This is a genomic window from Azospirillum agricola (genome assembly GCF_017876095.1).
GTDB classification, from domain to species: Bacteria; Pseudomonadota; Alphaproteobacteria; order Azospirillales; family Azospirillaceae; genus Azospirillum; species Azospirillum agricola.
In genome coordinates, this window is the sequence record NZ_JAGINM010000010.1 from 146,830 (window position 1) to 173,294 (window position 26,465).

General features: G+C 71.9%; 5 protein-coding genes. 1 reads left to right on the forward strand and 4 read right to left on the reverse strand.

Translation table 11 applies throughout. From position 1 onward, the window contains the following. Positions 1-49 precede the first annotated feature (49 nt). The gene (locus J2847_RS16740) at positions 50-19,276 is read left to right on the forward strand and encodes a calcium-binding protein (protein ID WP_209780053.1); all 19,227 of its coding nucleotides are present in this window, start codon (positions 50-52) and stop codon (positions 19,274-19,276) included. A 143-nt stretch (positions 19,277-19,419) separates the two neighbouring features. Here J2847_RS16740 and J2847_RS16745 read toward each other — a convergent pair whose 3' ends face one another. From J2847_RS16745 to J2847_RS16760, 4 genes are read right to left on the reverse strand one after another with little or no spacing between them, the layout of a single operon-like run. After that, entirely contained in the window at positions 19,420-19,962 is a 543-nt protein-coding gene (locus J2847_RS16745; protein WP_209780054.1) for a cyclic nucleotide-binding domain-containing protein, read from the reverse strand. 23 nt (positions 19,963-19,985) lie between these two features. Next, positions 19,986-22,925 carry an NHLP bacteriocin export ABC transporter permease/ATPase subunit gene (locus tag J2847_RS16750; RefSeq protein WP_209780055.1) on the reverse strand — a complete coding sequence of 980 codons (2,940 nt, stop codon included), beginning with the start codon at positions 22,923-22,925 and terminating at the stop codon, positions 19,986-19,988. Positions 22,926-22,938: 13 nt separating this feature from the next. Continuing rightward, on the reverse strand, positions 22,939-25,191 hold the full coding sequence (locus tag J2847_RS16755) for an NHLP family bacteriocin export ABC transporter peptidase/permease/ATPase subunit (protein ID WP_325169430.1): 2,253 nt from the start codon (positions 25,189-25,191) through the stop codon (positions 22,939-22,941). Then, on the reverse strand, positions 25,188-26,453 hold the full coding sequence (locus J2847_RS16760; RefSeq protein ID WP_209780056.1) for an NHLP bacteriocin system secretion protein: 1,266 nt from the start codon (positions 26,451-26,453) through the stop codon (positions 25,188-25,190). The genes J2847_RS16755 and J2847_RS16760 overlap by 4 nt, the downstream gene beginning before the upstream one ends. Positions 26,454-26,465 lie beyond the last annotated feature (12 nt).

Here is a 26,465-nt window from a genome sequence, read left to right on the forward strand (position 1 = left end):
CCGCCGAAATGAATTCGAACCGGGCAGAAAGCCCGCAGGGGGAAAACCGATGACCGACACGCCGACCACCACCGCCGCCAACCAGACCCTGCACGGCGACTGGCGCGCCGAAACCCTGGAGGGCGGCGCCGGAAACGACACCATCACCAGCGGCGGCGGTGGCGGAATGATGGATGGCGGGGCGGGCGACGACCTGCTGACCGGCGACTGGGGCAACGACACCATCCGTGGCGGGGCGGGCGACGACCGGCTCTATGGCGGCAGCAACAACGATTACCTGGATGGTGGCGAGGGCAACGACTATCTGGACGGCGGGACCGACGCCAACACCCTGATCGGCGGGGATGGCAACGACACCCTGGTCGGCAACAGCGCGAGCGACCGGCTCGATGGCGGGACGGGCAACGACCTCGTCCAGGCCGGCGGCGGCGACGACAGCGTCTGGGGCGGCGACGGCGACGACACCGTCAACGCCGACGGCGGGGCCGACTGGGTCGACGGCGGGGCGGGCAACGACGTGCTGACCGGCGGCGACGGCAACGACACCCTGCTGGGCGGGGCCGGCAACGACCGGCTGAGCGACGGCAACGGCTGGAGCAACGACTGGTTCGACGGCGGCGAGGGCGACGACACCATCGACGGCGGTTATGGCAGCGACACGCTGATCGGCGGGGCGGGCAACGACCGGCTGACCGTCGCCAACGACTACAACGGCGATCTGCTGGACGGCGGCGACGGCGACGACACGCTGACTGGCGGCATGGGGGCCGACACGCTGCTCGGCGGGGCCGGCGCCGACCTCGTCCAGGCGGGCGGCGGCGACGACCTTGCAACCCATGTCCTCTCCGCACAGACCGGCCACGACACGATGGACGGCGGGGCCGGCAACGACCGGCTGCGCGTCCAGCTCGCCTCCGGCCAGATCACCGCCGGGATCGCCGCCGACCTCGTCCGCTTGAGCGATTTCGTGCGCCAGCACGGCGACGACAACCAGATCTTCACCGGCGACGCCCTCAAGCTCAAGGCCAGCAACTGGAACGCGCTGGAGGTGACGGTCGACGGCCGCGTCGTCGACGTCGGCGCGCTGGCCGCCCTCGTCGTCGTCAGCAACAGCGCCCCCGTGGCCGCCGACCAGACGCTGCACGGCCGCGAGGACACGGAACTCGCCGGCTCGGTCGGGGCGGTGGACGCCGACGGCGACGCGCTGAGCTACGCCGTGGCCGACGGGCCGGGCCACGGCCGCCTGCGTCTGGCCGCCGACGGAACCTTCACCTACACGCCCGACGCCGACTACGCGGGCGCCGACAGCTTCCGGATCGAGGTGTCGGACGGGCGCGGCGGGGTCGCCAGCCAGACGGTGACGGTCGCGCTGGAGGAGATCAACGACGCCCCCTCGGCCGTCTTCCTGAGCGGCGGCAGCGTTTCCGGAACGGCGGCGGCCGGCACCCTGGTCGGCACCGCCCACGCGACCGACGCGGAAGACGGCGCGCTGACCTACAGCCTGGCCGACGACGCCGGGGGCCGTTTCGTCATCGACGCGGCGACCGGCCGGATCACCGTCGCCGAGGGCGCGGTCCTGGACCACGACGCGGCGCCGACCCACGCCATCACCGTGCGCGTCACCGACAGCGGCGGCCTGAGCACCGACAGCGTGCTGGTCATCGGCGTGACGGGGACCGGCAACGACGGCGTCGCGGACGTCGAGGGTGAATCGCCGGCCGACGAGCGGACCCGCGAGATGACGGAGGCGCAGGCCGGCACCGACGACGCGGTGAGCGGCGACTGGCGGGCCGAGACCCTCGACGGCGGGGCCGGCAACGACACCCTCAACAGCGGTGGCGGCGGCGGGGTCCTGCTGGGCGGGGCCGGTGACGATGCGCTGAACGGCGACTGGGGCGACGACACCCTGCGCGGCGGCTCCGGCAACGACACGCTCGTCGGCGGCGCCCAGAGCGATTCCCTGTCGGGCGGCTCGGGCGACGACCGTCTGGACGGCGGCAGCGAGAACGACACGCTGGACGGCGGCAGCGGAAACGACACCCTGCTGGGCGGAAGCAACAACGACCTGCTCTACGGCGGGCTGGGCGACGATTATTTGGATGGCGGGACCGATTCCGACACCCTCTACGGCGGCGCCGGCAACGACACCCTGATCGGCGGCGACAACGCCGACCTGCTGGACGGTGGCAGCGGCGACGATTCCATCACCGCCGGCAGCGGCGACGACAGCATCCGGGGCGGCGCCGGCAACGACACCATCGATGCCGGGGAGAACGCCGACACCATCGACGGCGGCAGCGGCGACGACGTGATCGACGCCGGGGGCGGCGCCGACCGCGTCACCGCCGGGGACGGCGACGACACGGTCATCGGTGGCGGGGGCGACGACTGGATCGACGGCGGGGCCGGCGACGACGTGCTGACCGGCGGCGAGGGGGCCGACACCCTGCTCGGCGGCGCCGGCAACGACCGGCTGGGCGAGGGCGGCTCCTACTGGAGCAACGACCGTTTCGACGGCGGCGACGGCGACGACACCATCGACGGCGGCTACGGCAGCGACACGCTGATCGGCGGGGCCGGCAACGACCGGTTGACCGTGGCGGACGACTACAACGGCGATCTGCTGGACGGCGGCGACGGCGCCGACACGCTGGTCGGCGGTTCCGGCGCCGACACGCTGATCGGTGGGGCGGGCAACGACGTCCTGGCCGGCGGCGGCGGCAACAACGTGCTGATCGGCGGCGACGGGATCGACACGGTCGATTACTCGGGGGAAACCGGCGCGATCACGGTGGATCTCGCCACCGGCAGCGTCGGGCATGGCGGGTGGATGACCGACAGCCTGTCGGGCATCGAGAGGATTCTGGCCGGCTCCGGCGCCGACGCCCTGACGGGCGGTACCGGCGCCGACAGCCTGTCGGGCGGCGGCGGCGACGACAGCCTCTCCGGCGGAACTGGCGACGACTGGCTCGAAGGCGGCGGCGGAGCCGACGTGCTGACCGGCGGCGACGGCGTCGACACCGTCGACTATTCGGCCTCGGATGCGGGCGTGACGGTGGATCTGGCCGCCGGCACGGGCAACGGCGGCGACGCCGAGGGCGACCGGATCGCCGAAGTGGAGAACGTCGTCGGATCCGTCCACGACGATCGGCTGACCGGCGACGCCGACGCCAACCGGCTCGACGGTGGCGAGGGCGACGACCTCCTGACCGGTGGCGGCGGGGCCGACACCCTGATCGGCGGCGAGGGCACCGACACGGCCGATTACTCGGCCTCGGATGCCGGCGTGACGGTGGACCTGTCCGCCGGGACCGGCGTTGGCGGTGACGCCGAGGGCGACGTCCTGACCGGCATCGAGAACCTGACCGGTTCCGGCCACGGCGATTCCCTGACCGGCGACGCCGGTGCCAACCTCATCGACGGCGGGGCGGGTGACGACACGCTGGCCGGTTTGGCCGGAGCCGACACGCTGGTCGGTGGCGACGGCATCGACACGGCGGATTATTCGGCCTCGGACGCCGGCGTGACGGTGGATCTGTCCGCCGGGACCGGCGCCGGTGGCGACGCCGAGGGCGACGTCCTGACCGGCATCGAGAACCTGACCGGCTCCGCCCACGACGATTCCCTCACCGGCGACGATGGCGACAACCGTCTGGACGGCGGCGGCGGCGGCGACACCCTGGTCGGTGGCCTGGGCGCCGACACGCTGGTCGGCGGCGACGGCATCGACACGGCGGATTATTCGGCCTCCGGCGCGGGCGTCACGGTGGATCTGTCCGCCGGAACGGGCGCCGGTGGCGACGCCGAGGGCGACAGCCTGACCGGGGTCGAGAACATCGACGGCTCCGACCACGACGACTATCTGACCGGCGACGCCGACGCCAACCGGCTGGACGGACGCGGCGGCAACGACACGCTGGCCGGTCTGGAGGGCGCCGACACCCTGATCGGCGGCACCGGCATCGACACCGCCGACTATTCGGCCTCCGGCGAAGGCGTGACGGTCAGCTTGGCTGATGGAACCGGCGGCGGTGGCGATGCCGAGGGCGACGTGCTGACGGGCATCGAGAATCTGTCCGGCTCCGCCCACGACGACCGGCTGACCGGCGATGCCGGCGCCAACCTCATCGACGGCGGGGCGGGTGACGACACGCTGGCCGGTCTGGAAGGGGCCGACACGCTGGTTGGTGGCGACGGCATCGACACGGCGGATTACTCGGCCTCCGGGGCCGGGGTGACCGTGAGCCTGTCGGCCGGCACGGGCAGCGGCGGCGACGCCGAGGGCGACAGTCTTTCCGGTATCGAGAACATCACCGGCTCCGGTCACGGCGACCGGCTGACCGGCGACGGCGGCGCCAACCTCATCGACGGCGGTGAGGGTGACGACACCCTGGTCGGTGGCCTGGGCGCCGACACGCTGGTCGGCGGCGACGGCATCGACACCGCCGACTATTCGGCTTCCGGCGTTGGCGTGACGGTCGATCTGTCCACGGGAAGCGGCATCGGCGGCGACGCCGAGGGCGACAGCCTGAGCGGGATCGAGAACATCACCGGTTCCACTCACGGCGACCGGCTGACCGGCGACGGCGGCGCCAACCTCATCGACGGTGGTGAGGGTGACGACACGCTGGCGGGGCTGGACGGTGCGGACACGCTGGTCGGTGGCGACGGCATCGACACGGTGGATTATTCGGCCTCCGGCGATGGCGTGACGGTGGACCTGTCCACGGGAAGCGGCATCGGCGGCGACGCCGAGGGCGACAGCCTGAGCGGGATCGAGAACCTCACCGGCTCCGTTCATGACGACCACCTGACCGGCGATGCCGGAACCAACCTGATCGATGGTGGTGCCGGTGACGACACGCTGGCCGGTGGCGCGGGGGCGGACACACTGACCGGTGGCGACGGCACCGACACCGCCGACTACTCGGCCTCGGGTGCCGGCGTGACGGTGGACCTGTCCGCCGGAACCGGCGCCGGTGGCGACGCCGAGGGTGACGTCCTGACCGGTGTCGAGAACCTGACCGGTTCCGGCCATGACGACCGGCTGACCGGAGACGGCGGCGCCAACCGCCTGGATGGCGGGGCGGGAGACGACCGGCTGATCGGCGGTGCCGGTGCCGACACGCTGGCGGGTGGCGCGGGCATCGACACCGCCGATTATTCGGCGTCGGATGCCGGCGTGACGGTGGACCTGTCCGCCGGGACCGGCCTTGGCGGTGACGCCGAGGGCGACAGCCTGACCGGGGTCGAGAACATCGACGGCTCCGATCACGACGACTATCTGACCGGCGACGCCAACGCCAACCGGCTGGACGGGCGTGGCGGCAACGACACGCTGGCCGGGCTGGGCGGGGCCGACACGCTGGTCGGCGGGGACGGCATCGACACCGCCGACTACTCGGCCTCCGGGGCCGGGGTGACGGTCAGCCTCGCCGCCGGCACGGGCAGCGGCGGCGACGCCCAGGGCGACCGGCTCTCCGGCATCGAGAACCTGACCGGCTCCGCCCACGGCGACCGGCTGACCGGCGACGGCGGCGCCAACCTCATCGACGGCGGCGCCGGCAACGACACGCTGGTCGGCGGCGCGGGGGCCGACACGCTGATCGGCGGCGCCGGCACCGACACCGCCGACTATTCGGCCTCCGGCGACTCCGTGACGGTGGATCTGGCGGCCGGCACCGGCCTCGGCGGCACCGCCGAGGGCGATGTGCTGAGCGGCATCGAGAATCTGGTCGGCTCGGCCCGGAACGACGTGCTGACCGGCGACGAGCGCAACAACGTGCTGAAGGGCGGCGGCGGCGCCGACACCCTGACCGGCGGCGGCGGCAGCGACACGGCGGATTATTCTGGTTCGGGCGCCGGGGTGACGGTGGACCTGTCCGCCGGGACCGGCCTGGGCGGCGATGCCCAGGGCGACGTCCTGAGCGGGATCGAGAACCTGACCGGCTCCGGCCGCGACGACAGGCTGACCGGCGACGGCGGCGCCAACCGGCTCGACGGCGGTTCCGGCAACGACACGCTGATCGGCGGTGCCGGGGCCGACACGCTGGTCGGCGGCGCCGGCCTCGACACCGCCGACTATTCGGCCTCCGGGGTCGGGGTGACGGTCAATCTGGCCACCGGCACCGGATCGGGCGGCGACGCCCAGGGCGACCGGCTGAGCGGCGTCGAGATCGTCATCGGCACCGGCTTCGCCGACCGGCTGACCGGCGACGGCGCCGACAACCGGCTGGACGGCGGCGGCGGCGCCGACATCCTGTCGGGCGGGGGCGGCAACGACACGCTGCGGATCCTGGACGACGGCTTCGTCTCGGTGGACGGCGGCGACGGCATCGACACGCTGCGCTTCGAGGGCGACCGGCTGTCGATGGTGGGGGCCGACGCCGGCGGTGTCCATGGCATCGAGAAGCTCGACCTGACCGGCGCCGACCGGCAGGTCGTGATCCTCAACGAGCAGGGCGTGCTGGCCAACGGCGGCGGCGCGCCGCTCTGGGTCACCGGCGATCGCGACGATCTGGTGACCTTCAAGGAATCCGGCTGGCGGAAGACCGGCAGCGGGATCCTCGTCGATTCGGTGCTCTACAACAGCTACGGCCGGGGCGAGGCGGTCGTCTACGTGCAGGACGGCGTGCGGATGTTCGGCGACCTCGTCGTGACCGGCACGTCGGGCGACGACACCCTCACCGCGCCGTCGGGCGTCGGCCATGTCGTGGTCTTCGGCGAAGGCGGCGACGACACCGTCAAGCTCGGCGCCGGCTTCCGGCACGAGATCGCCCATCTGGTCCGCATCGACGACGACCTGCACATCCTGTTCGACGCCGAGGGCGGCCCGGCGGGCGAGGACGGCTACGCCCGCGACCGCGTCACCATCATGGGCCATTTCGCCCCCAACGGCGCCGAGGCGGCCGGCGATGGCAGCGTCCGCAGCATCGCCTTCGCCGACGGCGTGGTCTGGCCGGTCTGGGGCGACGATCTGCGGATGGGCACCACCGGCGACGACACCATCGCCATCGATGCCGGCTTCGGCACCCGCACCCTGCACGCCGACGGCGGCGAGAACACCATCCGCTTCGGCGCCGACGTGACGGCCGACGACCTGCGCCTGTCGCGCCTGGGCGATGACCTGGAGATCCGCATCGCGGGCACCGACCGCTCGGTCCGGCTCTTCAACCACTTCTCCGCCGAGGCGCTGGCGGGGGCGGGCAACGGCGGGATCCAGACCATCGAGCTGGCCGACGGCACCCGCTGGCGGGTCCGCGGCGACGACGTGGTGATCGGCAGCACGGGCGACGACAGCGTCGTCTTCGGCCTGGAAGGCGGCCAGGGGAACAACGAGACCATCCTGTATGGCAGCGGCGGCACCGACACCATCCGCTTCGCGCTGAACGTCGATCCCGACCGGATGCGGCTGATCCGCGACGGCGACGACCTGCGCATAACCTACGGCGCCGGCTCCGACGTCTGGGTCGTCAAGAACCACTTCGACGGCAACCCCGACGGCTATGCCAGCATCCGCTTCGGCGACGGCACGGCCTGGGCCATCGACAACACCCGCCTGATCGCCGGCACCGGCGGCGACGAGAGCTTCACCGTCCAGAAGGGGCTGGGCGAGCGGGTGCTGGCGGCCGGCGGCGGGCGCGACGGGCTGGTGCTGGGGGCCGGCATCGATCCGGCCGACGTCGCTCTGCGCCGGGTCGGCGACACGCTGGTGCTGGAGATCGCCGGCACCACCGACCGCGTCACCGTGCTCAACCACTTCAACGGGACCGGCGCCGGCAACGGCGGGCTGGCCACCGTCGCCTTCGCCGACGGCACGGTGTGGAGCGTCGACGCCGGCCACGGCTTCCGCATCGGCGGCGACACCGCCGACGTCTTCACCGTCAACGCGGGCGACGGCGCGGTCAGCCTGTTCGCCGGCAAGGGCTTCGACAGCCTGAAGTTCGGCGCCGGTGTCGCCACCGACAAGCTGGAGTTCGTGCGCGAGGGCGACAACCTGATCGTCTCGGTCCGCGGCACGGCCGACCGCATCACCGTGCTGAACCATTTCTCCACCGACTGGGGCGCCTCGGCGCTGGAGAATGTGGTGGTCGGCGGGCGGAACTGGAGCCTGTCGGGCACCAACATCCTGATCGGCGGCAGCGGTGACGACAGCTTCACGCTGACCCCCGGCAGCGGCGCGCGCATCGTGCTGCCCGGCACCGGCAACGACCGGATCACCATCGGCGAGGGCATCGACAAGGCCAGCCTGAAGATCCAGCGGGTCGGCGACGACCTCGTGGTGACGGTCAACGGGCTGGGGGATTCCCTGACGGTGCTCAACCATTTCTCCGGCGGGGCCAGCGGCGGTGTCCACACCATCCGCTTCCTCGACGGCGCCGTCTGGAACATCTGGGGCCACGAGATCCGCGTCGGCGGCAGCAGCACCGAGACCTTCACCTTCGAGCCCGGCATCGGCCACGTCTCGCTCTATCCGGGCGGCGGCACCGACCGGTTGCGGATGGGCACCGGCTTCGACAGCCTCGCCACCGTGGCGCGCCGGGTCGGCGACGATCTCCAGATCGTGCTGGGCGACGGCGCCGACGTGGTGACCGTGCTCAACCACTTCCTCGGCAACGCCGCCCGCGACATCGCGTTCGCCGACGGCACGCTGTGGACGGTCGGCGGCGCCAACGTCCGCATCGGCTCCGACGCGGACAACGTGTTCGTCCTGAACCCCGGCATGGGCAACGTCACGGTCTATCCCGGCGGGCAATCCTCCGGCGACCGGATCGAGGTCGCGCCCGGAATCGATCCGGGCAGCGTCCGCCTGACCCGCGTCGGCGCCGATCTGCGCGTCACCGCCGGCGGCGACACCATGACCATCGTCAACCACTTCGCGCCCGGCGGCGTCGTGGCGATTCCGGAGATCGTCTTCCCCAACGGCGTGATCTGGCCCATCGCCAGCACCACGATCCACATCGGCGGCACCGGGCCGGAGACCATCCGCGACGCCTCCATCATCTACCCCGGCGCGCCCGGCCAGCATCTCCAGCTCGACGCCGATCCCGGCACGACGCGGGTGGTCCGCGTCGGCAACGACCTGCACATCCACATTGAGGGCCGGCCCGACGCCATCGTCGTCGTCAACCACTTCACGCTGAACGGCATCGGCGACATCGCCTTCGACAACGGCACCACCTGGAACATCCAGGGCGGCAAGGTGCTGATCGGCGGCTCCGGCCACGACGAGTACCTGATCCAGCGCGGCATGGGCGACATGATCGTCTATCCGGACAGCAACGGCGACGACAGCCTGCGCTTCGTCGACACCGTCGACGGATCGAAGATCCGGGTGGCGCGCGACGGCGTCAACCTGCGCATCACCGTCGACGGCACGGCGGATTCCCTGACCATCGTCAACCATTTCGCCGGCGCGCCGCTGAAATCGCTGACGCGCCCCGACGGCTCGGTCCTGCACCTGACCGGCGACACGCTGGTGTTCGGCGGCGCCGGGCGCGACACCTTCCTGATCGGTCCGGATTCCGGATCGAAGACGATCTACGCCCAGGGCGGTGACACGGTGAAGCTCGACGGGATCGACAGCACCGAGGTGCGCTTCGTCCGCACCGGCTCCGACCTGGAGCTCTTCATCGACCGCACCGGCCAGGTGGTGACCGTCCTCAACTACTTCGGCGCGATCGGCCAGCTGGAGTTCGACGACGGGCGGACCTTCGACCTGTCCTCCCCCTTCACGCTGATCGGCGGGGGCGGCGGCGACCGCTTCCAGATCGGCAAGACCGGCCCGGCCCGCCAGGAGATCCACGCGGGCGGCGGCGGCAGCCAGATCATCTTCGGCCCCGATGTCGGGCCGGGCGACGTCACGCTGGCGCGGGACGGCACCGACCTCGTGGTCGTCTTCATCGGCAGCGGCCGGACCGTGCGGATCGTCAACCAGTTCGTCGCGCCGACCGACGGGGTGTCGCGCGGCCTCGACGCCGTCAGCTTCACCGGCGGCGTCACCTGGGACGTCGTCGGCGACAACGTCCTGTTCGGCGAGATGGGGACCGACAGCTTCACGGTGCTGCCCGGCCAGGGCCGTCAGTACATCTTCGCGGGTGGCGGCACCGACGCCCTCAGCTTCGGCCCCGGCATCGACCCGGCCCTGGTGCGGATGGAGCGGATCGGCGTCGACCTGCATTTCTACACCGACGACGGCAGCATCGACCTGATCGCGGTCAACCATTTCGGACCGACCGGGGTGGCGGGCGCCGGCTCGGGCCTCGGCACCGTGACCTTCGAGGGCGGGCAGAGCTGGGCGATTGGCGGCAACGGAATCCTGATCGGCAGCCGCGGCAACAGCAACTTCGTGGTGGGGGCCGGCGCCGGTCCGACGACCATCCATCCGGCCGGCGACGCCGTCAACCAGCTCAGCTTCGGTGCCGGCGTTCCGCCGGCCAATCTGCGGCTGGTGCGCATCCACGACGACCTGCGCATCACCTCGGCCGACGGCGCCATCAACGTGCTGGTGGTCAACCATTTCCAGAACCAGCTCGACCGGGTGACCTTCACGTCCGGGGCGCCGTGGAACCTGGGATCGGGCCATGTGTGGATCGGCGGCGACGGGCCGTCGGTCTTCCAGCTCGACGACAGCGGGGCCGACCAGACGGTATTCCCCGGCGACGGCGACACGGTCGGGCTGCCGGGCGGGCTCGACTGGCGCGACGTCGTGCTGACCCGCTCGGGCGGCGACCTCGTCGTGGTGGTCCGCGCCACCGGGCAGCGGATCGTCGTCGTCAACCACTTCTCCGCCACCGACGGCACCACCGGGCTGGCCGGGCTGACCTTCGCCGACGGCACCACCCTGCCGCTCGGCGAGCTGGCGGTGCTCGGCGGCACCGGCGGCGACCTGCTGACCGGCACCGCCACCGACGACGTGCTGCTGGGCCAGGACGGCGACGACCGCCTGAGCGGCGGGGCCGGCAACGACACGCTGATCGGCGGCATCGGCAACGACACGCTCGACGGCGGGGCCGGCAACGACGTGTATGTCTACCGCGCCGGCGACGGCCGCGACCTCCTCATGGACAGCAGCGGCCTCGACACCATCGAGATGGGGCCGGGGATCGACCGCGACGGGATCTACTTCGCCCGCTTCGGCAATGACCTGCACATCCGTTTCCGCAACAGCGCGACCGACGAGATCGTCGTGGTCGGCCGCTTCAACGCGGCCGGCGACGGCACGGCCTATGTCGAGCGGATCGCCTTCGCCAACGGCACCAGCTTCGACCTGACCCGCACCGACATCGCGCTGGAGACGGTGGCGACCAGCGCCGCCGAGTATCTGCAAGGCTACAACGTCGGCGACCGCATCGTCGGCGGGGCCGGCAACGACACCATCCTCGGCTACGCCGGCAACGACACGCTGATCGGCGGCACCGGCGCGGATTCCCTCGACGGCGGGGCGGGCGACGACCTGATCGACGGGCGGGACGACGCCACCGGCGGCGACGTGGCCTATGGGCGCGACGGCAACGACACGATCCATGGCGGCGGCGGCGCCGACATCCTGTTCGGCGGCACCGGCAACGACAGCATCGAGGGCGGGGCCGGCAACGACAGCATCGACGGCGAGGACGGCGACGACGAGTTGAGCGGCGGCGATGGCGCCGACACGATCTACGGCCGCGCCGGCAACGACACGCTGGCCGGCGGCGCCGGCAACGACACGCTTTACAGCGGCACCGGCGACGACCTCATCCGCTACGGCGGCGGCAGCGACACCGTCACCAACGAGGGCGGCAGCGACGTGCTGGAGATGGGACCGGGCATCGCGCGGAGCGACGTCTATTTCGCCCGCTTCGGCAACGACCTGTACGTCCGCTTCCGGGGATCGAGCGAGCAGATCATCCTCACCGGCCGCTTCAACGCGGCTGGCGATGGGGCGAGCTTCGTGCAGACCCTGCGCTTCGCCGACGGTTCCACCCTCGATCTGGCCTCCCAGACCCTGGCGCTGGAGACGGTGGCGACCAACGCCAGCGAAAAGCTGGAGGGCTACAACGTCGGCGACCTCATCCAGGGCTTGGCCGGCAACGACACCGTCTACGGCTACGCGGGCGATGACACGCTCGACGGCGGGGCGGGCAACGACTTCCTCTACGCCGGTGCCGGCAACGACAGCGTCGAGGGCGGCGACGGGGCCGACGTCCTCAACGGTGACCAGGGCGACGACACGCTGTCCGGCGGCACCGGCACCGACAGCCTGCACGGCGACGCGGGCGACGATTCGCTGGATGGTGGCGACGGGGCCGACTTCCTGTCGGGCGGCGACGGGGCCGACATCCTGAACGGCGGCGAGGGCAACGACACGCTCGACGGCGGCGACGGCAACGACACGCTGACCGGCGGCGGCGGCACCGACACCCTGTTCACCGGGCTGGGCGACGACCTGATCCGCTTCGACGGCGGGCGGGAGACGATCACCAACGCGGGCGGCCAGGACGTGCTGGAGATCGGCGGCGGCCTTGCGGTGGGCGACCTCTATCTCGCGCGCTTCGGCAACGACCTCCACCTGCGTTTCCGCAACCGGAGCGACGAGGTCGTGCTGGTCAACCGCTTCAACGGGGCCGGCGACGGGGCGAGCTATGTCCAGACCCTGCGCTTCGCCGACGGCACGCTGGTCGACATCACCGCCCAGGATCTGGTTCTGGACACGGTGGCGACCGACGCGGCCGAGAAGCTGGAAGGCTACAACGCCAACGACACCATCCAGGGGCTGGGCGGCAGCGACACCATCTACGGTTATGCCGGCGACGACCGGCTGGATGGCGGAGCCGGCAACGACATCCTGTTCGGCGGGGCCGGGGCCGACCATCTGCTGGGCGGCGCCGGTGCCGACCGGCTGGAAGGCGGCGACGGCGACGACACGCTCGACGGCGGGGCCGACAACGACCTGCATTACGGCGGGGCCGGCAACGACGTCATCGCGGGCGGCGACGGCAACGACTACGCCGAGGGCGGTGACGGCGACGACACGGCGACCGGCGGAGCCGGCAACGACACCCTCTACGGCGACGCCGGCGACGATTCCCTCAGCGGCGGCACCGGCGACGACGCGCTGTACGGCGGCGCCGGCAACGACACGCTGGAGGGCGGAGCGGGCGCCAACAGCATCCAGACCGGGCTCGGAGACGACCTTGTCCGCCACAGCGGTGGGCGCGACGTCATCGGCAACGAGGGCGGCCAGGACGTGCTGGAGATCCGCGAGGGGCTGGCGACCGCCGATCTCTATTACGCGCGCTTCGGCAACGACCTCCACCTGCGCTTCCGCAACGCGATCGACGAGATCGTGCTGGTCGGGCGCTTCAACGGGGCGTTGGATGGGGCGAGCTACGTCCAGACCCTGCGCTTCGCCGACGGCACGCTGGTCGACATCACCGCCCAGGATCTGAAGATCGAGACGGTGGCGACCGCCGCCAACGAGACGCTGGAGGGCTACAACGTCGGCGATTCCATCCAGGGCGCCGACGGCAACGACACCGTCTACGGCTATGCCGGCGACGACACGCTCGACGGCGGCACCGGCAACGACCAGCTTTACGGCGGAGTCGGCAACGACACGTTGCTGGGCGGGGCCGGCGCCGACCGGCTGGAGGGCGGCGACGGTGACGACCTCCTGCAAGGCGGTGACGGCAACGACAGTCTGGTCGGCGGGGCGGGCGACGACACGCTGGAAGGCGGGCTCGGCGCCGACCAGATCCATGGCGGGGCCGGCAACGACCTGATCGACAACCGCAACGACACCGGGACCGGCGCCTCGGCCAACGTCGCCTATGGCGAGGCCGGGGACGACACCATCCTCGGCGGCGACGGGGGCGAAACCTTCTCCGGCGGCGACGGCAACGACAGCCTGGTCGGCAACGCCGGCAACGACTGGCTGGAAGGCAACGCCGGCAACGACCGGCTGGACGGCGGGGCGGGCAACGACTCCCTCCAGGGCGGCGACGGCGACGACACGCTGGAGGGCGGGCTCGGCACCAACACCATCCTGACCGGGCTTGGAGACGACCTCATCCGCCACAGCGGCGGGCGCGACATCATCACCAACGAGGGCGGCCGGGACGTGCTGGAGATCCGCGAGGGGCTGGCCGCCGCCGACCTCTATTACGCGCGCTTCGGCAACGACCTCCACCTGCGCTTCCGCAACGCGGCCGACGAGATCGTGCTGGTCGGGCGCTTCAACGGGGCGTTGGATGGGGCGAGCTACGTCCAGACCCTGCGCTTCGCCGACGGCACGCTGGTCGACATCACCGCCCCGGATCTGAAGATCGAGACGGTGGCGACCGCCGCCAACGAGACGCTGGAGGGTTACAACGTCGGCGATTCCATCCAGGGCACCGGGGGCAACGACACCATCCACGGCTATGCCGGCGACGACACGCTCGACGGCGGGGTCGGCAACGACACGCTCTACGGCTATGCCGGCGCCGACCTTCTGCTCGGCGGCGATGGCGGCGACCGGCTGGAAGGCGGCGACGGCGACGATTCGATCGAGGGCGGTGCCGGGGACGACACGCTGCTCGGCGACGCCGGCAACGACACGCTGGTCGGCGGGGCCGGCAACGACGTGGTCTATGGCGGGAGCGGCGCGAACCTGATCCGCTTCACCGGCGGCCAGGACAGCGTCTACAACACCGGCGGCGCCGACGTGATCGAGCTTGCCGGCGCCTTCGCTCCCGGAGCGCTCTACTTCGCCCGCTTCGGCAACGACCTGCACGTCCGCTTCAGCGGCGTCGCCGACGAGGTCATCGTCAAGGGGCGCTTCAACGGCAATGGGAACGGGGCCAACTACGCCCAGACCCTGCGCTTCGCCGATGGAACCCTGGTGGATCTGACCCGCCCGGATCTGGTGATCGCCACCACGGGCACCGGTGCCTCGGAGAAGCTGGAGGGCTACAACGTCGGCGACGTCATCGACGGCGGGGCTGGCAACGACACGATCTATGGCTATGGCGGCGCCGACACGCTGACCGGTGGGGCCGGGTACAACAATCTCTACGGCGGCGACGGCAACGACATCTTGGACGGCCGCGCGGGTGCCGCCGACAACCTCTACGGCGAAGCGGGCAACGACACCCTCTATGGCGGGGCCGGCGGCGACGGGCTGCGGGGCGGCGCCGGGGAGGATTCCGTGGACGGCGGCGGCGGGAACGACATCGCCTTCGGTGGTGACGGCGACGACACGATAACCGGAGGAGCCGGCGAGGATCGGCTGTGGGGCGACGAGTTTTCGACGACCGGAAACGAGGTGATCACCGTCCGCATCCGCATGGGCGCCCACAATGTGTATTACTGGCCGAAGGTGGTCGTTACCCTCGACGGCGTGGTGTTGATGAACGGCATCGTGGACGTGCTCTACTCCACCTTGGCCTCCGACGGAAACACCATGATCTATTCGGGAAACATGCGCGACTACACCTTCACCGTTCGGGATCGGAGCGAGGCGGACCGGCTGCAAATCCATGTCGTCGACGAGACCGGCGGCTGGAACAGGGCCAAGAAGGCCGTGTATGTCGGCGGCATCGAAATCAACGGTTACCCGATCGGTGCCAACGGCTACATCTGGGAAACCTATGGCGATGGGGTGTGGGATCTGAATTCGGTCCTGCCCTCCCCCTCCCCCAGCGAACCGGCCGGCAACGACATCGTCGCGGGCGGTGATGGCAACGACGCGGTCAACGGCGGCGTCGGCGACGACAGCCTCGACGGCGGCACCGGCAACGACACCATCCTGGGCGGAGCGGGGAACGACACGATCAAGGGCGGCACCGGCTCCGACGAGATGCACGGCGGCGCCGGCAACGACCTGATCGACAACCGCGACGACCCCAGCGCCGCGAACATCAACGACCAGTCCTATGGCGGCACCGGCAACGACACCATCTACGGCGGCGGCGGCGTGGATCTGGTCTATGGCGGCGGCGACGACGACCTGATCGACGGCGGTGGCGGGGCCGACCAGCTCTATGGCGAGGGTGGCGACGATTCGATCTTCGGCGGCGACGGAGCCGACGCCCTGTATGGGCAGGCCGGCAACGACACGCTGGACGGAGGCGCCGGCAACGACGTCATCGACGGCGGGGCCGGAGACGACCTGATCCGCTACGCCGGGCCGGGGGCCGGCGAGGACTCCGTCATCGGCGGCGGTGGCAGCGACGTTCTGGAACTGGGAGCCGGGCTGGCACGCGACCAGCTGTATGTCTCCCGGATCGGCAACGACCTTCATCTCAATTTCCGCGATACGGGGGACCGCATCGTCGTGGTCGGCCGCTTCAACGGCAACAGCGACGCCGACGGCGCCAACTTCGTCCAGACGCTGCGCTTCGCCGACGGGACCGAGGTCGATCTCACGGCCCAGGACATCGGGCTGGAAACCCATGGACAAGCGGCGAGCGAGACTCTGCGCGGTTACAAGTCGGGTGACCGGATCGACGGCGGGGCGGGCAACGACACCATCCTCGGATACGGCGGCAACGACACGCTGGAGGGCGGCGACGGCAACGATTCCCTGGAGGGCGGCGAGGGCAACGACAGCCTGTCGGGCGACGCCGGCAACGACACGCTGTTCGGCGGGGCCGGCGACGACACGCTGACCGGCGGGGCCGGCGCCAACGCCATCGACGGCGGGGCGGGCAACGACACCGTGGTCTATGGCGGCGGGGCGGACACCATCGTCGGCGGCGGCGGCAACGATGTGCTGGTCTTCGGCGAGGGCTACACGGTGGCCGGCCTGCGGATGGAGCGCTTCGGCAAGGATCTCCACCTGGTGTTCGACTCCGCCGCGCAGCGGATCGTCGTCGCCAACCGCTTCGCCCTCACCGGCACCGCCGACGGGACCGACTACATCCAGACCTTGCGTTTCGCCGACGGCAGCGAGGTCGATCTGGCCCGTCCGGATCTGGTCATCCGCACCATCGACAGCGACGTCGGCCACACGCTGTACGGCTACAACGCCGGCGACGTCATCCGTGGCAGCGGCGGGACCGACGCCATCTACGGTTACGGCGGCGACGACACGCTCCATGGCGGGGCCGGGGCCGACCTGCTCTACGGCGGCGACGGCAACGACCTTATCGACGGCCGCGACGACACCGCCAGCGCCGACACCGCCTATGGCGAGGACGGCAACGACACGCTCTATGGCGGGGCGCTCGGCGACGCGCTTTATGGTGGCGACGGCGACGACCTGCTCGACGGCGGGACCGGCGACGACAGCCTGGTCGGCGGGGCCGGGGCCGATGTCCTGATCGGCGGGGTCGGCAAGGACACGCTCCAGGGCGGGGCGGATGACGACCGCCTCGACGGCGGCGACGGCAACGACAGCCTCTTCGGCGAGGACGGGAACGACACGCTGGCCGGCGGCCTGGGCGCCAACTGGATCGTCACCGGGGCCGGCGACGACGTGGTGCTGTACCAGGGCGGACAGGACACCGTGACCGGCGGCGGCGGCAACGACATCCTCGACTTCGCCGAGGGTTTCGACGCGGCCGCCCTGCGCTTCGAACGCTACGGCAAGGACCTGCACGTCCTGTTCCAGGGCCGGACCGAGCGGATCGTCATCGCCAACCGCTTCAACGGCAACGGGAACGGCGCCAACTATCTCCAGACCCTGCGCTTCGCCGACCAGTCGACCTACGATCTCACCCGGCCCGATCTCGTCATCGACACGCGGGACGACGACGTCGCCCGCACGCTGGAGGGCTACAACGCCAACGACACCATCCGGGGCTCCGGCGGCAACGACGCGATCTTCGGCTATGACGGCGACGATCACCTCTATGGCGGCGCGGGGAGCGACGTGGTCCGTGGCGGCAACGGCAACGATTTCATCGACAGCAGCGACGACACCGCCAGCCGCGACTCGCTCTATGGCGAGGCCGGCGACGACACGCTGCTGGGCGGCGGCGGCGGCGACTCGCTCTACGGCGGCGACGGCGACGACCGCGTCGACGGCGGGGGCGGCAGCGACTACATCGAGGGCGGCAGCGGCGGCGACACGCTGTTCGGCGGCGACGGCAACGACACGCTGTTCGGCGGCGACGGCGCGGATTCCATCGAGGGTGGCGCCGGCAACGATTACATCCAGGGCGATGCCGGCGCCGACGAGCTTGCCGGCGGCCTCGGCAACGACACGCTGTCCGGCGGGGCCGACGGCGACCGGCTGCATGGCGGCGACGGCAACGACATCCTCTTTGGCGAGGCCGGCAACGACACGCTGTCCGGTGGAGCCGGCGACGACGCCATCGATGGCGGTGCCGGCGACGATCTCGTGCTGTACGATGGCGGGCAGGACACCATCCTCGGCGGCGGAGGTTCCGACCTGCTGCTGATGGGCGAGGGCTTCACAGCCGAGAGCCTGTATTTCGCGCGTTTCGACGACAACCTCGTGCTGCGGTTCCGCGACCGGCCGGAGCAGATCGTCATCTCCAACCGCTTCAACGGGGCTGGCGACGGGGTGAACTATCTCCAGACGGTGCGCTTCGCCGATGGGCGGGAGGTGGACCTGTCCTCCCCCGCCCTGACGCTGGAGACCGTCGGCGGCAGCGCCGCGGAAGCGCTGCTGGGCTACGCGAACGGCGACCTCATCGACGGCCAGGGGGGCAACGACTTCCTGTCCGGCTATGGCGGCAACGACACCCTGGTCGGTGGTCTCGGCCGTGACACGCTGCACGGCGGCGACGGCGACGACCTGCTGGACAGCCGTGCCGATCCGATCGGTTCGGGCTTCTCCGACGAGGCCTATGGCGAGGCCGGCAACGACACGCTGTGGGGCGGCGGCGGCAACGACAGCCTGTCGGGCGGCGACGGCGACGACGACATGGACGGCGGGGCGGGCAACGACGTCCTGGCCGGCGGCACCGGCAACGACGTCTACCGGTTCGGCCGCGGCGGCGGCAGCGACCGCATCGTCGAGAACGACGCCGACGCCGGCAACGATCGCCTGGTGTTCGGCGAGGGGATCGACCGGCACCAGCTGTGGCTTCGCAAGACCGGCAGCGATCTGGAGATCCAGGTCGTGGGGTCGGCCGACAAGGTCACGGTCGCCGGCTGGTACAGCGGCACCAGCCATCGCATGGACAGCATCGAGACCAGCGACGGCGCGGTGCTGGCGGATTCGATGGTGGACCAGCTGGTGCAGGCGATGGCGGGCTTCGCGCCGCCGGCGGCCGGCACGCTGAGCATCGAGGGCAGCGCCTATCCGCAGGTCGACAACGCCATCACCGCCGCGTGGCGGTGATCCGGCGCGGCCGGTTCGGAAGGACAAGGGACGCCGCCGGCCATCGATGCATGGCCGGCGGCGTCCCGCCTTGACCGGCAGGGAGCCGTCCGCACCTCATGGCTTCATCGGGACGAGGACCTTCATCGGGACAAGGACCGCCGTCAGGCGGGAGCCCCCATCAGCGTCTTCAGCATGCGGTCGAAGCGCGCGCCGGCGAGCGAGACCTGATCGAGCAGCCCCTCGTCCAGCTCGTCCTCCATGATGGCGCCGGCCGCCATGGCCTGCCCCTTGCCGTAGGCCAGCCGGTCCACCGTGCCGCGCAGGCGGTCGGCCAGGAAGATGGCGAGCGCCTTGTAGAAGCGCCCGGCGAAGCCGCCGTCGGTCCGCAGCCGCGCCTCGACGTCGCGGCGGTTCAGCGCCAGGGCGATGCAGCGACCGTCGGCCGACACGGTGGCCGAGGGTGGCGCCGAATCGACGAAGGAAACCTCGCCGATCACCTCGCCGCTGCCCAGCCGGGCGACGGTGCCGACCCCGGCGACCTCCACCAGGGCGTGGCCCTCCAGCACGATGTAGAGCTGCTCGGCGGGCTGGCCCTGGCGGACCAGCGCGTGGCCGTCGCCGACGTCCAGCCGTTTGCCGGCCCGCGCCATCCACTCGATGTCCTCGTCGCTGAGATTGCCCAGGATGTACAGCACCTTGCGCATGATCGTTCCCCTCCCCCGCCTTCCTAGAGCAATTGCCGGCTGGCCAGCCTTCTGAAAGGTCCGTCCACGGCCATCAGATCCTCGCCACGCCCCGACTGGACCAGCCGCCCGCCCTCCAGCACGAAGACGCGGTCGACGTCGCGGATTGTGCTGAGCCGGTGGGCGATCACCACGCGGGTGACGCTGAGCTTGGCGAGCGACGCCGTCACCACCGCCTGGGTGCGGTTGTCGAGCGCGCTCGTCGCCTCGTCCAGCAGCAGGATGCGCGGGCGGTGGACCAGCGCGCGGGCGATCATCAGGCGCTGGCGCTGCCCGCCCGACAGGGTGCCGCCGCCGTCCATCAGCACCGTGTGCATGCCCATCGGCATCGCCTCGATGTCCTGGTCGAGCCCGACCAGCCGGGCGGCGTGCCAGGCGTCGTCGAGGCCGAGCGGAGCGGTGCCGACGATGTTCTGGAACAGGCTGCCGGCGGTGACCCGGCCGTTCTGGAGCACGACGCCGATCTGCCGGCGCACCGCGGCCAGATCCAGCCGTTCCGCCGCCCGGCCGTCGAAGAAGACCTCGCCCCGGTCCGGCCGCTCGAACCCAAGCAGCAGGCGCAGCAGGGTGGATTTGCCGCTGCCGGACGCGCCGACGACGGCGACGAACTCACCCGGCTCGATCGACAGGCTGAGATCGTGCAGCACGAACGGCGCGTCGGGGCCATAGCGGAAGGCGACACGGCTGAGCGACACGCCGCCGGCCAGATCGCCCGGCGCGTCGCGGCCCGCCGGCACCTCGGGAGCCGTGTCGAGGATGGGCCGCGCGCGCTCCAGCAGCGGCAGGATGGTCAGGCTCCTGGTCAGCGCCTGCGCCATCGCGGTCAGCGAGGCGAGCAACTGCCCGAAGGCGGTGGTGAAGGCGAGGAAGCTGCCGGTCGAGAAGGGATCCGGCGGCGCCTCGCCGGGGGTGGCGGCCAGCGCTTGCAGCGCCTGCTCCTTCGCGTCGGATTCCATCAGCAGGGCGACGGCGGCGAAGACGGCGACCGACGCCAGGGTCGGAAAGGCGGCGTGGAAGCTCTCCAGCGCGTTGGCGTAGCGCTGGGCGGCGACGGCGCGGGCCTTCTGCCCGGTGAAGCCGCGCGCCCATTCGGCCATGGCGCGCGGCTCGGCGGCGGCGACGCGCAGCTTGCCGATGCCGACGATCAGTTGCAGCACCAGCCCGTCGAGCCGGCCCTGGCGGCGGATGTGCTCGCGCTCGTGGCGGAGCTGGCCGTAGGACAGCACCCCCGTCACCAGCGCCGAGAGCAGCGCCATCCCCCCCGCCAGCAGGGCGAGGCGCGCGTCGTAGACCAGCAGCAGGCCGAGGCTGACCAGCCCGAAGACCGAGCCGAGCAGTCCGGCCATGGTGCTCGCCGCCAGGATCTCGCGCACCGTCTGGAGCCCCAGCGTGCGGTCGGCGAGGTCGCCCGCCGTGAAGCGGCGGAAGAAGCCGACCGGCAGGGCGAGCAGCCGGTCCATGAAGGCCGCCTGCATCGTCCCGTCGATCCGGCTTTCCAGCCGCAGCACCGCCAGTGTCTTGACCAGATCGAAGGCGGCCCCGCCGACGGCGGCGGCAACCAGCCCGGCGATGACGAAGGCGAGCTGCCCATGCTCGGCGCGCGGGATGATGTCGTCGAACAGGAGGCCGGTGGCGACCGGGGTCAGCAGCGCCAACAGCGCCCCGCCCAGCCCACACAGCGCCAGCCGCAGACCGTCGCCGCCGAGGCCGCGCAGGGGGAAGCGGATCGCCTCCATCGCCGACACCGCGCGGGCCGGCAGCGGGCGGTAGACGTGGAGGGCGTCGGGGGCGAGCTGCCCGGCGATGGAGGCAGTGACGCGGCGGCTGTCGGCGGCGGACCGCATCGTGAAGCCGGTGGGGCCGGGCAGCAGGGCGACGGGCTGCCGCTCCGCGCCCAGCCAGCCGAGCATCGCCACGCCCTCCACCCGCCACCAGCCCTCGCGCAGCAGAACCTTGCGGCTGCGCAGCCGCGCTGCGGCGAGCAGGCCGCTCAGGCGGGCGGCGGGGGTGGCGCCGTCCTGGCCGGCGTCCGGGCGCGGCGGGGGATCGATCACCCCGATGTGGGCCATTACGGCCGCCAGCGCCGTCGCCAGCGGGTCGCCGCTGTCGGGAAGCGGGGCGGTGTCGGGGACCGCGCCGTCGACCAGCCCGCTCATGCCGCCCAGCGCCTGTGCCAGCGCGTCGCGCGAGGAGTCGTGGCTGCGCCGGACCCGCTGCGCCTCCTGGTCCGCCTGGGTGGAGACGCGCGTCCCGATGCGGTCGAGCACCAGCGCGTGGAAGCGGTCGAGCGCCGGCCACAGCTGCGGCGCGTCGGGCCAGGCCTCGGCCAGCGACAGGGTGGCGCCGGTCGCCGTTTCGATCCAGGACCGTTCGGTCAGCGGCAGCGGTGGGGCGCCCGCCGGAAGGGCGGGACCGCCGAGCCAGGAGGCCGCGCCCTCCTCCACCCGCAGCCACAGCGGGCGGCGGGGGGCGGCGTGCAGGCGCGCGGCGGGATCGAGGCGATGCGTGCCCGGTTCGGCGACACGGTCGGGCCAGACGGCTTCGCCGCCGGTGGCGGCGTCGGTCAGCCGCAGGATCCAGGCTTCGGCGCGCGGCTGGAAATCGCCGGCGGCCGCCAGCTCCCGGCGGTCGACGCCGCGCAGCCGGGCGCCGATCGAGCCGATCGCGACCAGCGCCGTGCCGCCTTGCGTGGGCGTGCCGAACAGCACGGCGCCGGCCTCGGCACGGAACAGGTGGTGGCGGCGTCCGACCGGAACGCCGTCCTTCAGCGCGACGTGGAAGAGGTCGGCGTAGCCATCCTCCAGCCGCCAGCCGAGCGCCGGATCGTTGAGCAGCAGCGGCCGGTGGTTGCCGCCCTCGACCAGGATCGGGGCGGTGGGGACGTCGGCGGCGGCGGAATGGTCGAGGATGAGGTCTGGCTTCATGCGGACACAGCCCCTACCCCGCCGCGATCAGCGAGGCGTATTCGCCGCCGCGCGCCAGCAGTGCCTCGTGCGTGCCGCGCTCCACCACCCGGCCGCGGTCCAGCACGATGATCTCGTCGCAGTCGCGGATCGTGCTCAGCCGGTGGGCGATGATGACGCAGGTGCAGCCGCGCCGCCGCAGGTTGTCGTCGATCAGCGCCTCGGTCGCCACGTCGAGCGCGGCGGTCGCCTCGTCCAGCACCAGGATCGACGGGTTGCCGGACAGCGCGCGGGCGATCTCCAGCCGCTGGCGCTGGCCGCCGCTGAAATTGACCCCGCCCTCGGCGACCGGGGCGTCGAGTTCGCCGGGACGCCCGGCCACCTCGTCGAGGATGGCGGCGTCGGCCAGCGCGGCGGTCAGGGCGGCTTCCGGGACGGTCGCATCCCACAATGTAAGATTGTCACGCACCGTGCCGTCGAACAGGAACACGTCCTGATCGACATAGGCGACGGAGGCGGCGCGCAGGCTCACCGGAATCTCGGCGGCCGGCCGTCCGTCGAACAGGATGCGTCCCGACCAGGGCCGGCACAGCCCGCAGATCAGCCGGCCGACGGTGGATTTCCCGCTGCCCGACCCGCCGACCAGCGCCACCCGCATGCCGGGGGTGAGCGACAGCGACAGCCCCTCGATCAGCGGCGGGTCGAGCGGGCTGTAGCCGAAGGACACGTCCACCAGTTCGACGGCGCCGCCAAGTCTGGCGCCGTCAAGTCTGGTGTCGTCAAGTCTGGTGTCGTCGGGCCGGGCCGGACCGTCGGGTCGAGGCACGGCGCCGCCCTGCCCGGTCAGGCCGGACTGCGGATCGACCGGATGGTCGAGCGTGTCGTTCAGCCGTTGCAGATCCGCCGTCACCCGTTGCAGCGTGCCGCCCATGCCGACCAGCGTCGCCACCGGCGCCGAGAAGCTGGCGGCGAGGCTCTGGAAGGCCACCAGCGTGCCGACCGTCAGCGCCCCGTCCATCACGCGGACGCTGCCCAGCCCGAGAATCGCCGCCGTGCCCAGCGCGTTGAGGAAGCCCGGCGCCACCGTCAGCAGCCCCGAATGCACGCCCAGCGTCTGGCGCACCGACAGCAGACGCGCCTGATGGCCGGCCCAGCGCTCGAACGCCTGCCCTTCCAGCCCGGCGGACTTCAACGTCTCGATGGCCTGGATGCTGCCGACGGTGACCGCGCCCAGCTTGGCCTGCTCCGCCAGCAGCCGGCGGCCGGCATCGTCGCGCCCGCGCGAGGCTCCGCGCAGGAGCAGCAGGTTTCCGGCGGTCAGGAGGACGGTGACTCCGGCCAGCAGCGGGTCGTAAGCCAGCATGACCAGCCCGAAGAACAGGACGGTCAGCAGGTTCAGCGCCGCCGTCGCCAGCTCGCCCGACAGCAGCCGCGCCACCCGGTCGTTGGCGGCGACCCGCCCGGCGATGTCGCCAGGATGGCGTTGGCCGAAGAAGGGCACCGGCAGTTGCAGCAGCCGCCACAGATAGCGGCTGGCCAGCACCATGCCGAGCTTGGTCTCCAGCTTCAGCAGCGCGCCCTGTTGCAGGGCGGTCAGCAACGCGCGCACCAGCGCCGTCGCCGTCATTCCCAGCAGCAGCGGCACCAGCCAGCCGCGTTGGCCGCCGACCAGCACCTCGTCGACGAAGGCCTTGGTGAAGGCCGGCAGGGCGATCCCCGGCAGCACCAGCGCGACCGTGGCGGCCAGCGCGTAGCCCACCGCCGCGCGCGACCGCGCCAATTGCCGTCCCAGCAGGCGGGCGAAACCCGGCGGTTTGCGGCCCGGCTTGAACTCCGCCCCCCTCTCGAAGGCCAGCACGACGCCGGTGAAGGCCTCGCCGAACTCGGCGCGGGAGACGCTGCGCGGGCCGGTGACCGGGTCGTTCAGGTGGGCGCGGTCGCCCTTGAAGCCCTCGAAGACCAGATAATGGTTGAAGTTCCAGTGGACGATCAGCGGCCAGGGCATGTCGGCCAGCTTGTCCGGTTCCTTCTTGAAGCCCTTGGCGGTCAGGCCGTAGCCGCGGGCGGCGCGCAGCAGGTTGCTGGCCTTGCTGCCGTCGCGCGACACGCCGCAGGCGACGCGCAGTTCCTCCAGCGGCACCCAGCGTCCGAAATGCGCCAGGATGATGGCGAGCGAGGCGGCGCCGCATTCCACCGCCTCCATTTGCAGGATGGTGGGGGTGCGGACGCGGGTCTGCTTCGGGGCCGTCCGCTTCGGGGCAGGCGGCTTTCCATCCGGCTTGCTCACAGCCCGGTCGCCTTGCGCAACGCCGGGATGACGAAGGCCATCGGCGGCTGTTCGCGCACCGTCACCTCGCCCTCCGCCGGGGTGCCGCTGGTGACGCTGATCGGCGGCCCGCCACCCGACGACCAGCGGTAGCCGGTGGCCGAGCCGGCGTCGCGCGCCAGATCGACCCGGACCGCGAAGGGCGGGCCCTTGGCCGAGAATTGCTGGACCAGCCGGTCGTTCTGCAACACCGCCAGCATGCCCTGCGGGGTGGAGGGGAAGTCCGACACCTCGGCGACCGTGCCGACCAGCGTGCCGTACTCCTCCTTGCGCACGGTGGAGGGGGCGATGCGGACGTCCATGCCGGGCTTCAGCTTCTTGCCGTGTTCCGGCGGCACGTAGAGCATCAGTTGCAGATGGCTCGCCCCGCTCTCGACGCTGACCACCGGGGTGCCGCCGGCGATCCGCGTGCCCTCGGCCACCTTCCATTCGGTGACGCGGCCGTCGGCCGGGCTGAGGATGCGGGTGGTCTGCTCGATCTGGAGGCGCGTCTCCTCGACGTGGCGGCGGGCGTCGGCGACACGGTCGCGGCCGTCCGACAGCGCCTGTTCGGCGCGGCTTGCCATGTCCAGCGCCTCGGTGTCGATCTGGAGACGCTGGCTCTTCGCGTCGCTGACCCTCTGGCGGGCGGCGGCCAGTTCCTGCCGGGTCTCCTCGACGCGCTGGCGGGTGGCGAAGCCGCGCGCGGCGATGTCCTCCTGCCCGCGCAGCATGGTGTCGAGGAACTGCACGCGCGTCTCCGCCGCCGCCACGACCTGATCCAGGGCGGCGCGGCGGCTGGCGAAATTGGCGCTCCGCGCCTTGGCCTCGCGGTCGAGCTGGTCGGCGCGGCGGTCGAGATCCGCCTCGCGCTCGGCCAGCACGGCGCGGGCGTGGGACAGGGTCTGTTCCAGATCCGCCCTGTCGATGCGGGCCAGAAGCTGCCCGGCCGTCACCGTGTCGCCGGAGCGAACGGCGGGTTCGACCAGCAGCCCGGCCGCCGGGGCGACCGCGTCGAACACCCGGCCGCCGCCGCTGACCAGGATGCCCGATCCCGTCACCCGCGTCGGCAGGCTGCCGGCGAAGCCCCAGACCACCGCCAGCCCCAGCAGCGCCGCCGTCGCCGACAGCGCCAGCCAGCCGCGCGGGCTCGTCAGGGTGACGAGGCGGTCCAGCTCCTCCGGCGAGGACAGGCGGTCGAGGGCGGCCTTGCGGAACAGGCGCTCCGAGGGCGAGGACGACATGCGCGGCGACCC